Annotated in this window: 13 protein-coding genes and 4 pseudogenes; 8 read left to right on the forward strand and 9 right to left on the reverse strand. The window is 70.5% G+C overall.

The window, feature by feature from the left end; translation table 11 throughout:
• Positions 1 to 253 precede the first annotated feature (253 nt).
• The 3 genes from AOK11_RS35600 to AOK11_RS35610 all read right to left on the reverse strand — a co-directional run bounded on the left by AOK11_RS35600 (position 254) and on the right by AOK11_RS35610 (position 2,581).
• Complete coding sequence (locus tag AOK11_RS35600) at positions 254 to 655, reverse strand: DUF3037 domain-containing protein (RefSeq protein WP_055597781.1); 402 nt, start codon at positions 653 to 655, stop codon at positions 254 to 256.
• Entirely contained in the window at positions 652 to 1,422 is a 771-nt protein-coding gene (locus AOK11_RS35605) for a HipA family kinase (protein WP_055597782.1), read from the reverse strand. Before AOK11_RS35605 ends, AOK11_RS35600 begins: the two co-directional genes overlap by 4 nt.
• 79 nt (positions 1,423 to 1,501) lie before the next feature.
• Complete coding sequence (locus tag AOK11_RS35610) at positions 1,502 to 2,581, reverse strand: tyrosine-type recombinase/integrase (RefSeq protein ID WP_055597783.1); 1,080 nt, start codon at positions 2,579 to 2,581, stop codon at positions 1,502 to 1,504.
• A gap of 93 nt (positions 2,582 to 2,674) precedes the next feature.
• Between AOK11_RS35610 and AOK11_RS45785 the strand changes: the two are divergent.
• From AOK11_RS45785 to AOK11_RS35620, 3 genes and pseudogenes are all read left to right on the forward strand, one after another.
• Positions 2,675 to 2,896: pseudogene (locus AOK11_RS45785) on the forward strand (helix-turn-helix domain-containing protein); the annotation flags it as partial.
• Positions 2,885 to 3,019 (forward strand): annotated as a pseudogene (locus AOK11_RS46955) (IS5/IS1182 family transposase); the annotation flags it as partial. The pseudogenes AOK11_RS45785 and AOK11_RS46955, both read left to right, overlap by 12 nt.
• A 279-nt stretch (positions 3,020 to 3,298) precedes the next feature.
• On the forward strand, positions 3,299 to 3,613 hold the full coding sequence (locus tag AOK11_RS35620; RefSeq protein ID WP_055597785.1) for a hypothetical protein: 315 nt from the start codon (positions 3,299 to 3,301) through the stop codon (positions 3,611 to 3,613).
• A gap of 268 nt (positions 3,614 to 3,881) precedes the next feature.
• Here the strand turns inward: AOK11_RS35620 and AOK11_RS35625 are convergent.
• From AOK11_RS35625 to AOK11_RS35635, 4 genes and pseudogenes are all read right to left on the reverse strand, one after another.
• Positions 3,882 to 4,148: pseudogene (locus AOK11_RS35625) on the reverse strand (transposase family protein); the annotation flags it as partial.
• A 210-nt stretch (positions 4,149 to 4,358) separates the two neighbouring features.
• The gene (locus AOK11_RS43185; protein WP_157869519.1) at positions 4,359 to 4,529 is read right to left on the reverse strand and encodes a hypothetical protein; all 171 of its coding nucleotides are present in this window, start codon (positions 4,527 to 4,529) and stop codon (positions 4,359 to 4,361) included.
• Between the two features lie 84 nt (positions 4,530 to 4,613).
• Positions 4,614 to 4,958, reverse strand: a complete 345-nt coding sequence (locus AOK11_RS35630) for a hypothetical protein (protein ID WP_240497618.1) — start codon at positions 4,956 to 4,958, stop codon at positions 4,614 to 4,616.
• An 8-nt stretch (positions 4,959 to 4,966) separates the two neighbouring features.
• Complete coding sequence (locus AOK11_RS35635) at positions 4,967 to 5,323, reverse strand: hypothetical protein (RefSeq protein WP_055597787.1); 357 nt, start codon at positions 5,321 to 5,323, stop codon at positions 4,967 to 4,969.
• A 142-nt stretch (positions 5,324 to 5,465) separates the two neighbouring features.
• Between AOK11_RS35635 and AOK11_RS41115 the strand changes: the two are divergent.
• The 4 genes and pseudogenes from AOK11_RS41115 to AOK11_RS35650 form a co-directional block, all read left to right on the forward strand.
• A pseudogene (locus AOK11_RS41115) lies at positions 5,466 to 5,651 on the forward strand (LuxR C-terminal-related transcriptional regulator); the annotation flags it as partial.
• Between the two features lie 528 nt (positions 5,652 to 6,179).
• On the forward strand, positions 6,180 to 6,914 hold the full coding sequence (locus tag AOK11_RS35640; RefSeq protein ID WP_157869520.1) for a Rieske (2Fe-2S) protein: 735 nt from the start codon (positions 6,180 to 6,182) through the stop codon (positions 6,912 to 6,914).
• A 236-nt stretch (positions 6,915 to 7,150) separates the two neighbouring features.
• Positions 7,151 to 7,651 (forward strand): Rieske (2Fe-2S) protein, encoded by a 501-nt coding sequence (locus AOK11_RS35645; protein WP_055597789.1) that lies wholly within the window; start codon positions 7,151 to 7,153, stop codon positions 7,649 to 7,651.
• 257 nt (positions 7,652 to 7,908) lie between these two features.
• On the forward strand, positions 7,909 to 8,376 hold the full coding sequence (locus AOK11_RS35650) for a pyridoxamine 5'-phosphate oxidase family protein (protein WP_055597790.1): 468 nt from the start codon (positions 7,909 to 7,911) through the stop codon (positions 8,374 to 8,376).
• A gap of 88 nt (positions 8,377 to 8,464) precedes the next feature.
• Here the strand turns inward: AOK11_RS35650 and AOK11_RS35655 are convergent, their stop codons facing one another.
• Positions 8,465 to 9,802 (reverse strand): aminotransferase class I/II-fold pyridoxal phosphate-dependent enzyme, encoded by a 1,338-nt coding sequence (locus tag AOK11_RS35655; RefSeq protein ID WP_055597791.1) that lies wholly within the window; start codon positions 9,800 to 9,802, stop codon positions 8,465 to 8,467.
• Between the two features lie 35 nt (positions 9,803 to 9,837).
• Here AOK11_RS35655 and AOK11_RS35660 point away from each other — a divergent pair, with 35 nt between their 5' ends.
• The gene (locus AOK11_RS35660; RefSeq protein WP_055597792.1) at positions 9,838 to 10,527 is read left to right on the forward strand and encodes a pyridoxamine 5'-phosphate oxidase family protein; all 690 of its coding nucleotides are present in this window, start codon (positions 9,838 to 9,840) and stop codon (positions 10,525 to 10,527) included.
• Positions 10,528 to 10,659: 132 nt separating this feature from the next.
• Here AOK11_RS35660 and AOK11_RS35665 read toward each other — a convergent pair.
• On the reverse strand, positions 10,660 to 11,207 hold a 548-nt coding region (locus AOK11_RS35665; RefSeq protein ID WP_157869521.1), incomplete at its 5' end, for a DMT family transporter.

The following is an 11,207-nucleotide window of genomic DNA, read 5'->3' on the forward strand; positions in this document are numbered from 1 at the left end:
GTGTGGAGGGCGGGCTGGGCGGCTCGTCGGCCACCGGACCGGGCGCCTGGGACACGGGAGTCGGCCTGGCCTTCGCGGCCGGCGCCCTCGCCACGACCGGTTACCTGGTGAAGCGTCGTCGCAGCTGACGCGCGAGCCGACATCCGTGCCTCCCCGTACGCCGCCCCGCTCCCGAGCCCCTGTGAGCGGCGGGCCGCCGCAGCCTCCTGCTGCGGCGGCCCGCCGCGGCGGTTCGCCGTGCCGGCCCGTCGGGTCAGCGCACGAGCAGGTCGAGCAGCCGCTGTACCTCGGCCGCCGGATCGGCGGTGAGCCCGGTGTGCACGGGACCGGGCTGGACGATGGTGGAGCGCGGGGCGATCAGCCAGCGGAAGCGCCGGCCGACGTCGTCGCCTGCGGCCTGCCCCGCCGCGTCCCCGCCCGCGCACACTCCCTCGACGGCGCGCAGCGCGGCCCGGACGTCGGCCAGGTCCACGTGCGGGTCGAGTGCCAGCAGCCGGGACACGTCGAGGTGGGTGCCGGCCCCGACGAACGCCTCGTGACGGCAGTACACGAGCACCCCGGCGTTGACGCACTCGCCCCGTTCGACCCGCGGCACGACCCGCAGCAGCGCGTACTCGAAGACATGCCGGCCGGTCCGGTCGCTGCGGTCGCTCACTGGTTCTCCTTCTCCCCGATGCCGTGGACGCGCTCGTGGACGGTGGCCGCGCGGGCGAGCAGGGCGCGCGCGTAGGCCCGCCGGAGTTCGTCCGGCGTGTCGAATCCGGGTTCGCCGGCCAGCCACACGTCGGGGATCTCCGCGGTGACCTCGGCGAGCAGGTCCGCCGTGACGTGCGGCGCGAGTTCCGCCGCCGCGGCGGCCACGTCCGGCCCGAAGGTCTTCAGGGCGTGGTCGGAGGCGTCGTAGGGCCGGGCGACGGAACGCTCCACGCCGGGCCAGTTGTGGTGCCAGATCATGGTCGCGCCGTGGTCGATGAGCCAGAGTTCACCGCGCCGGCGGAGCAGGTTGGGGTTGCGCCAGGAACGGTCGACGTTGTTCACCAGCGCGTCGAACCAGACGACCCGCCCGGCCTCCTCGGGGTTCACCTCGAAGGCGAGCGGGTCGAAGCCGAGCGCGCCGGAGAGGAACTCCATGCCCAGATTGGTGCCCCCGCTGGACTTGAGGAGTTCCTGAACCTGTTCGTCCGGCTCGCCCAGCCCCAGGACCGGATCGAGTTCGACCGTCGCCAGGCGCGGCACTCGGAACCCCAGCCGTCGGGCGAGTTCCCCGCAGACGACCTCGGCGACGAGCGTCTTGCGGCCCTGTCCCGCACCGGTGAACTTCAGGACATAGGTGCCGAGGTCGTCGGCCTCGATCAGTCCCGGCAGCGAACCGCCCTCGCGCAGGGGCGTGATGTAGCGGGTGGCGGTGACCTCGGTCAGCATTTCGCCAGGCTACGCGATCCCTTGACCTTGCAATCCATGACCTCCCCAGGACCCCCGCGTTGCGGGGAGTCGGCCACGATCAGCCCTGGGGAGAATCTGGGGAGTTTCGGCCGGCACACTGATCTCCCTGCTCCCCGAGCAGTCCGTCGATCATCGTGCGCCCCTTGCTCCCGGCCTCCGGCATGAAGTGAGCGTAGTAACCGAGCATGACGGCCGGTGAGGAGTGCCCGAGCCATCGCGCCAACGTCACCACGGACTCCCCCGCCTCCAACATGATCGAGGCATAGGTGTGCCGCAGTACGTGGAAGCCGTCCTTCGGCGCCGCCTCCCACTGCCACTGCTTCGCATCCTTGGCGCGCGGTGGAATGATCCCGGCCTCGGCGAGCGCGGGCTTCCAGGTGTAGGTGTTCCACGTGTTCACGGCGATGGCGTTGCTGAAGCGCGTGGTGAGCACGAGGGGGAACTTCCTTGTCGGTCTGTCCGGCCCCGGCTTCTCCCAGGGAAGCTCCACCTCCACCGGTGGGAACATCTCAGCATGACGCTTCAGTTCGTCTGCCACCGATGAGGGCATGTCGACGGTATGCGTCTTCGCGCCCTTCGGCAGGGTGAAGTACAGCTTCCCGTTGATCGCCTGGACCTGGCGGCGGACATGCAGCACGCCCCTCGCGTAGTCGATGTCCTCCGGACTCAGCCCGAACACTTCGCCCTGTCGAAGCCCGCACCCCAGACCGAGCACGACGGCTATGCGGTTCCGGGGGCTGATCACGTCACGAACCCGTAGCGCCGTCTTCAGCGACCACGCCTCTCGACGTTCCCACGATGCCTTGGGCCAGCGCACGGACTTCGCACGCATCGGGTTCCTGGCGAGACGCTTGTCGTCGACGGCCGCCTCCAGAATGCTGGACAGCTCGGACAGAATGCCGCGCCGGTAGTCGACCGAGGAGACGGTGGCCTCCAACTTCGCGGTATAGGCACGCAGCTCTGCCGCCGTGATGCTCCTGAGCGGGAGGTGACCCAGATGCGGAACGATGTGAAGCCGGGCTTTCCGCTCCTGGTTCTGCTGGGTCTTCGGAGCGCCTCCTCTGCCCGGGGCCCAATGAACATTTTCAGCGCGGCCACCGATGGGGTGACGGAGGCGGCGTGAGAGCAGGGGCCGCAACGGACAGGACCCCCGTGCCGTTGAGGGAGGTGTTCGAAGTCTCAACCCATCGGCACTGGAGCCCTGTTGGTTCCCTAACCTGCCGCACTCGACCTGTCGCACACCCTGGTCGAGTGGGTCACGATACTCATCGTCACCCGTGAGGGTGACAGACGGTGCAAACTTCCGCCGCACCAGCGTGCGCTCGTCGTTCTCGTGTACCTACGCCGTCACGACACCCTCGCGCGTCTCGCAGCCGCCTTCGGGATATCCGTCGGCACCGCGCACGCCTACGTCACGGCCGTTGCCGGCCTGCTCGCCGCCCGAGCCCCCGGCGAACGCGCCTTCGCCCGACTCAAGTCCTGGCGCATCATGCGCAGAGCACGCTCCTCCACCCGCCGCATCAGCCGCACCGTCCAAGCCATCCACGTACTACTGGCCTGCGACTATTCAGGATGAAAGAGGTTCACTGTGAAATTGGCGGAGTTGACACGTCAACCACGGGACTCAGGCCACCAGTGGACATACTGGCCGGCGCTCGCTACGGTCGAATTGAAGACGCCACAACTGCGAGTATTAGTCAGCCCGCAGATGAGTTGACGTCGGAAGCCAGAATTCACTGGCCTCATGGTGCCAGACAGTGCAGATACCACTCCCTGGTCAGCGGTCGCACAAAGGATGCGCCTTGGCCGGGTCGAGGCACCATGTGCGCGTACCGTTTCAAGGAAGAGGGTAGCTATGCGCGCAAAGCGAACCGTCGCATTCCTGGTGAGCCCCCTCGTCGCAGCCGCAACCCTGGCGTTCTCGCCTGTAGCCGTGGCACAGGGCTCGGCCGACACCACCCACGCCGCGCCGGCGTCCGTGGATCAACCGCCGAAGCCGCCGGGGGCGAACGAGGGCAGGCGTGATGGACGGGGGGCCGGGAAGGCCGACGGGCCTGACTGCGAATACAAGAACTCCTGGGCGCCGAAGGCGAAGAACTCGAAGTACATGCAGGCTTACACGGCCGCTTACGAAAAGTTCTACGACCAGCTGTGCACAGAAGAGGAGTAGAAAAGGACCTCACGCAGCCCGGCGCGGTGCGTCGGATGCCCCAAGTCCCGAAGACCAGGCTCCGCCGCTCGGCCGGCGGGGCCTGTCGTGTGAGCGCGTGCTCCACCAACTGCCTCGCACAAGCGCGTAGGCAGCCGGGCGCACTCCTCATGCACCACTTGTAAAGCAGCCTGACGGTCGGCCACTTCCGCTGAATGGCGAGGAGAGGGGCTGACTCGTAACCGGTCGGATGAATATTCCGTTTCGCCCTGCGCATCAATGAGCGTTTTCAGCGTTGCCTCTCCAGGGTGAGGACGGCTTTGGCGATGACGGTCATGCGGTTGGGGCTGATGCGGGATCTGCGGAAGATCTGTCAGGACTTCAGCCGTGCCATGGCGCGCTCGACAGGTGCCCGCGTCTGGGCGAGGGCACGATTGACGGTGCGCTGGGTGGGGGTGAGTTCGCCGCCGGGTGGCCGTTTGAGTGCGGTGGTGACCCAGGGGCCGGCGCCGGTGTAGGCGCGGTCGGCCAAAACCGGGACGCCCTGGCGTTCGCATGCACCGGTCTCTCCGCTTTCGCAGTGCCGACGGATAGATGCCGCGACGGGTTCGGGGAGCGATCTACGAGCCGGCCGACTCACGGGATCCGCCCGTCGAGGTGCAGGGCCGTGTCCTCGTCGACCCGGCCCAGGTGCTCGAGGTCGGCGAACGGTACAGCTTGTTCGGGCCGGGTCGGGCCGAGGGAGGAGAAAAGTCGAGTACCGCACTCAACTCACCTGGTCACGGCTGGATGTGATGTGCAGGACGAGCGAGATGACCGCACCGGTCACGACGGCGAAGGCGGCGCCGCCGTAGTTGTCCTGGGTGATGCTGCCGGCGGCGATCACGGTGCCGATGACGAGGGGGAAGCCGGTGGTCATGCTGTCGTTCTTCTTCACGAGAGCTCTCCCGAGGGGTGGACCGGAGCTCTTGCCCCGTGAGCATCGGGCTGTTCCTGGTGAGAGGTCCTGGCCACACCGGGGTCAGCCTGCCGCGTCATGATGGCGTCCGCCTGCGCGGCCGACCAGGGCGAAGACGGTCAGGGCGACCGTCGCCGCGGCCCCCGTGGCCAGGGCATCCGCCACGTACCGGCCCAGATCCGGCCGCAGGACGTCCACGAGCCCGAACAGCGCGACAGGGCCCGCGAGGCCCGCCGCGACCGCGGCCCGCCAGCAGCGGTGACGCGCAAAGAACCACTGGGCCAGCCCCAGGCCGATCAGGGGCGCGACGGACAACTGCGGCTCGTCGAGGGCTGCGAGCACCCCGTATCCCAGACCGCTGACCGCCCAGCAGACGGCGATCACGAGTGCCGCCTCACTCCAGGGCACGGGCCGCTTCACTTGTGCCGCCCGACGATGGCATCCCCGGCCCGACGGCGTGCCCGCCGCTGGGATACGTACGCCGCCGTGACCGAGCACATCAGGAACGGACCGACAACCCGGTAGGTCATGGCCATCAGCCAGGCCGGCTCCTTGCCGACCAGCCTGGTCACCATCCTGACGGTCATGCAGAGACCCATCAGCACGTAGCCGAGCCCCCAGGCGCGGACCATCCGCACGGGCCCCTCGAACGACTTCGGCGGCCGGCGCGGCCGGAGCACAGCCGGCCCTCCCCACCACGCACAGCCCAGCCCCACGAACGCCATGAACACTCCCCCGACCGTCTCCAGCGGATCGGCCTGGATCCCGAGCATCCGCGTCTCACTCTCTCACTTGACGTGAACCCCAACGCCAAGGGCCGCCCCGATTCGGCATGATGGCCGTCCGGACGCGACGCCTCATCTGCAGGGCACGGCAGACAACAGGCGCGGATACCTTCCGGCGTCCGGCAATGCCCTCACACCCCGCGAGCGCGACGCGCTGGTCCTCCTCGCCGGAGGCGACGCCGACGTCGCCGCCGCCCTCGGCATGCGGGAGAGCACCGTCACAGCACACGTCAGCCGCATCCTCACCGCCCTGAACGTCACCAACCTCGTCCAGGCGGCCCTTTGGGCCCACGATGCCGGGCTGACCGATACTTGACATGTACTGCTTCCTGCCGCCGGGCGCCGGGGTCCTTCCCTCTGCTCGCCGCTGCCGCCCCGGCGCGGGGAGACTGCGGGCTGATCCTCCCGTTCTCCCCGGGCCTGGGCCGGCAGGTTCCCCGGAAACATCCATGCGCAGGCGTCCGGGACGAAGGCGTGCAGCCGCTCGACGAGCCGCCTGGTCGACCAGGGCCGACAGAAGGTGTTGACACCGGGAAGACCGAAGTAGGAGCCGGGGCTGCCGGAAGTGTTGTGGACGGTGGTGCGCAACGCCTCGTACAGGGCCTTCTGATGGGTTTCCTCGACGTCGCGCCTGACCTCGAGGGCTGCGTGACCGCCGGCGCGCAGCTGGGTCAGGGCGGCGCCGACGCAGCGGAGCTGTGCTTCCAGGACGGTCTCGACAACCATGGGAACCGACCGTAGTGACAGCCACCGGACGGGGAAATGGCCCGATTCGGCACCTGTGCGAGTGAATTTTCATGATACGCGCAAAGAGTTCGCTTCCTTCCGTGGTTGGCTGCTGGGCATGACGACGAGGGAGGAAGTGTCCGGGGTCGAGGACCCGCCCCCGGTCACGAACACGCCGGAGGGGCATCTCCCTTATCCCGGCGACTGGTTTTGCCTGGCGCTTTCGCGGGAGCTCGTTCCCGGCAAGGTTCCGCCCCGCTCCTTCACGGGCGAGGACGTGGTCCTGTACCGCGCCGGTGACGGCCGGGCGCGCGCGGCCCACCCCCACTGCCCGCATCTCGGTGCCCCTCTCGGAGCAGGTGGCACGGTCCGGGGACCGAACCTGGTGTGCCCGTTCCGCCGTTTCGCCTTCGGCCCCGACGGCACCCGCGTCGGCGCACCCGCCGGCCCGCCCCGCGCGCGCCTGCGGCATCACGCCGTCACCGAGCGGAACGGCTTCGTCTTCGTCTGGTACGAGCCGAACGGTAGCCCGCCCGGCTGGGAAGTCTCCGGCACCCTCCAGTCCGGTGTCACGCCGACCGCCGCGTGGAGCACCGAAGTGCGCACCTGTCCGCAAGAGATCATCGAGAACACGCTCGACCACCGGCATCCGCCCGTCCTCCATCAGGTGGCGGTGAGGGAACTGGTCCGGGCTTTCGCCCACGCGATGCCGAGGATCGCGGTCGGCAAGGTCCACCAGGACCTGCGGATCCGGAACACCAAGCGCTACGTGCCCCGTCCCCGGCTCGCCGCGAGTGACGAGGCCACCGGCTTCTTCCGGCACGGGGCCCAGCAGTTCCATCCATCGCCCTGACCCACGTGAGGGTGGTCGACGACCACTTCCCTGAGCGTCGTCCCGGGCCGTCGGCGCCGCATCGCCTCATGTCAGGGGCCTGCCGGGAGAGAAGGGCGGGCCCGACAGCGAAACGACAGCTGTGGCTTACGCCCCTCCGACCACGTGCGGGTCAAGCTCGGCAGTGCCTGAACAGCGCGGGCCCGCTGACCGTATCTCTCCCCAGATCACGCAACCCCCGGAAGGGACACATCCGCATGACCAGCGCATCGCATCAGCTCGCATCGGGACCGGCCCGTCGAACCGTCGTGGCGGCCGCCGGAGCGGCGGGCCTCGCCGTCGCGCTGACCGCCTGCGGAGGCTCCGACGATTCCTCCGGCTCGTCCGCGGGCTCCACCGCCGCCGGCGGCTCCACGGACAACAACGAAGCGAGCGGCAACGGTTCGGACGGCGAGAGCAACGCTCCCGCCGGTGCCGCGCTCGCCTCGACCGCCGACATCCCCGAGGGCGGCGGGAAGGTCTTCGCCGACAGCAAGGTGGTGGTCACCCAGCCGACGGCGGGTGAGTTCAAGGCCTTCTCGGCGACCTGCACCCACCAGGGGTGCGCGGTGAAGAGCGTCGCCGACGGAGTCATCAACTGCCCCTGCCACAACAGCAACTTCTCCATCACCGACGGCAGCGTGCAGAGCGGTCCCGCGACCAAGCCGCTGCCTGCCATGGAGATCACCGTCAGCGGGGACTCGATCACCCTCGCGTGAGCCGTGGGCGCCGGACCGTACGGCGCCGACGGACCCATGCCGGTCGGCACACCGTCCGTGGTCGCGAGAGTGGCGACCGGGGACAGGACGTGACGGGCCATCGCGGAGGTGCGGTCAACGAGCACCCCGCGATGGCATCCGTCTGCGGCCGGCAGGGAGGTCCGGTCGCCCTTGCGCGGAGAAGGAAGACGACTCACCCTTTTCTGACGTGATGTCAGAGGATCTCTCTGGCACGACGTGAGAGAAGAGGAGGCCGCATGACTGCCACGCAGCGCCGGGGCCGGAAGATCATGATGACGCCGGGCGAACTGGACGACTTCCTCACCACTCAGCGCACCTGCCGGGTCGCCACGGTGTCGGCCGACGGCGCGCCCCATGTGAGCACGCTCTGGTTCGCCTGGGACGGCACCTCACTGTGGCTGTACTCCGTGGTGCGCTCCAAACGCTGGGCGGACCTGCGCCGGGACCGGCGGGTGGCGATCGTGGTGGACACCGGCGAGGAGTACGACGAGTTGCGCGGCGCGGAACTGTCCGGGCGGGTGGAGTTCGTGGGCGAGATACCGCGCACCGGCGAACTCCGCGCCGAACTCGACTTTCCCGAGACGCTGTTCGCGCGCAAGAACTTCAACCTGGACGAGATGCCGCACGACGGCCGGCACGCCTGGATACGGCTGATCCCGGAGAAGATCGTGTCCTGGGACTTCCGGAAGCTGGGCGCACGGTAGCGAGCCCGGCCCGAGGGGCCTCGGGCCGGGCCCGAAGGGCCCGCCCCGAGTCTCCCTCTCCTCGCTCGCCCCTCAAGGGACCACACGTCTAGGCATACGTCCTGGACTCCCCCGTCCCCGGTCCGATCGCCTCGCCGATCGCCTCGCTCAGGGGCCCGATGTCGTCCGCGGTGAGCGTCGACACGGTGACGCGGATGCCGGGCGGGGCGCCCATCCGGAAGCGGGCACCGGGCGCCACCGCCCAACCCGCGTGCAGCAGCCGCGCGACGGCGCCGGTCTCGTCCGGCACGGGCACCCATACGTTCATGCCGCTACGCCCGTGCGCCGTGACCCCCTGTCGGCCCAGCGCCCCGATGAGGGCGTCCCGGCGCCGCCCGTACTGCGCCGCCACCGCCGCCGGGTCCACCGCGCCACCGGTCCAGAGCCGGAGCACCGCGCGCTGGAGCGTGCGGCTGACCCAGCCCGGCCCGAGCCGCTGCCGTCCGCGGACCCGGTCGAGGGTGACCGCGTCCCCGGTGAGCACGGCGAGCCGCAGGTCGGGGCCGTACGCCTTGGCGGCCGAGCGGACGAAGGCCCAGCTGCGGGTGGGACCGGCGAGGGGGTGCAGGGGGAGGTCGACGATGTGATGACCGTGATCGTCCTCGATCAGCAGCGTCTCCGGGTGGTCCGCAAGCACCGCCCGCAAGGCCCGCGCACGCGCCGCGCTCAGTGCGGCACCGGTCGGGTTCTGCGCCCGGTCCGTGACGATCAGCGCGCGTGCCCCGCCGGTCAGCGCCCGCCGCACGTCGCCGGGGAGCGGCCCCTCGTCGTCGACGCCGACCGGGACGGTCCGCAGGCCGAGCGCCGGGACGAGGTCCAGCAAGCTGCCCCATCCGGGGTCCTCCACGGCCACCGCGTCGCCCTGCCTGAGGTGGGCCGCGAGCACCCGCTCCATCGCGTCGAGGGCGCCGGAGGTCACGGTGACGGGGCCGTCGGGGACGCCGTCGGCGTCCAGTCCGGCGCGGGCGAACCGGGCCAGCCCGGGCTCCACGGGTGCGTGCCCGTAGAGCACCGGTTCCCGGTCGCCCTGTTCGGCCGCGGCGGCGAAGGCTTCGGCCAGCGGGGGCAGCAGCGCGGGGTCGGGGTTGCCGTCGGAGAGGTCCCGTACGCCCCGCGGGACCTCCACCCGGACGGCGTCGCGTGCCGTGGTGGCCGGCCTGGGCCGCACCCGGCTCCCCCGACGGCCCGCGGTCTCGATCACCCCTCGCTCGCGCAGGGTGCGGTACGCGGACGCGACGGTGTTGGGGTTCACCCCGAGCCGGTCCGCCAACTCCCTCATGGGCGGAAGCAGTTCGCCCGGCCGAAGTGCGCCTTCACCCACCGCGCCCTCGATGCTCGCCGAAATATCCGCAGCACGCCGACCCGTGATCCGATAATCTTCTAGCACAAAGCGAATTATGCACTAATACAATGGAGAACGCCATGTCAGCGTCCCGGCCACAGCAGCAGCCCGCCGACACCGGCCCTTACCGGCCCACCGAGCGCACTGTCCCCACCCGTTCCCCGGACCGTGCCGCGTACGACAGGGACCTGGTGCACGCGATACTCGACGAGGGTTACGTCTGCCACCTCGGTTTCGTCCGCGACGACGCACCGGTGGTGCTGCCCACGCTGTACGCCCGGGTCTCCGAGCGTCTCTACGTGCACGGTTCGACGGGCTCGCGCCCGCTGCGCGCGGCGGGCCTGGCCGACCCCGGGCTCCCGGTCTGCCTGACCGTCACCCACGTGGACGGGCTGGTGCTGGCCCGCTCGGCGTTCCACCACTCGATCAACTACCGCTCCGTGGTGGTGCACGGCCTCGCGTACGACGTAACCGACCCCGAGGAGAAGAGGCAGGCGCTGGACGCCCTCGTCGACCACGTCGTCCCCGGCCGCGCCGCCGACTCCCGTCCGGCGAACAAGAAGGAGCTGGCCGCCACGGCGGTGATCCGCCTCGACCTGACCGAGGTCTCCGCCAAGCTCCGCACCGGCGGCGTGAACGACGAGCCGGAGGACCTCGCCCTCCCCCACTGGGCCGGCGTCGTCCCCTTGACCCGCGCGTACGGCACCCCGCTCGCGGACCCCGCCCTGCCCGCCGGCACGGAACCGCCGGAGTACCTGGCGGCCCTGTGACACCGCGCCGCCGCCCCGGAAGGGGGCGCGCCGGACGTCGTCACAGGACCGCGACTGCCGAGGCCGGGCCATGCTCCTCCCCCGAGGAGAGGCCCTCCCTCAGGTAAGGCCTCTCCTCGAGGGCCCGCGTCGTCACGCCGGCGCCGCGTCCCCCTCCACCCGTCCGGTCCGCGCGCCCCGCGCCTCGTCGAGCGCGAGTCCCGCGACCGAGCCGAGCATCAGCAGGGTGCCGGCCAGCATGGCAGGGGTGAGCCGCTCGCCGAGCAGGAGGACGGCGAGCACAGCCGCGCTCACCGGCTCAAGAAGCATGATCACGGACACGGTGGCAGACCGTACGACTGCCGCGCCCGCGAAGTACAGACCGTAGGCGAGAGCCGTCGGGATCGCGGCGACGTACACCAGGAGGCACAGCAGCAGAGCGGGATCGCCGCTGTACGGCACCAGCCCTTCGACCGCGGCGAACGGCAGCAGCAGCACGCTGGTGACGGCGAACGCCCCGACGGTCGTGCCGGAGGCGTCCAGCCCACCGTTCCGCCCCCACCACCGGGTGAGCAGGGTCATCGCCGAGTAGCCGGCCGCGGCCAGGAGCGCGAGCAGGATGCCCCACGGGTCCACGGTCGTCTCCCCGCCGCCGAGGACGAGCACGGCGAGCCCGGCGAGCGCCCCCACGACGGCGGCGG

Origin of the sequence: Streptomyces hirsutus, assembly GCF_001418415.1 — a bacterium.
Taxonomy (GTDB): domain Bacteria; phylum Actinomycetota; class Actinomycetes; order Streptomycetales; family Streptomycetaceae; genus Streptomyces; species Streptomyces hirsutus.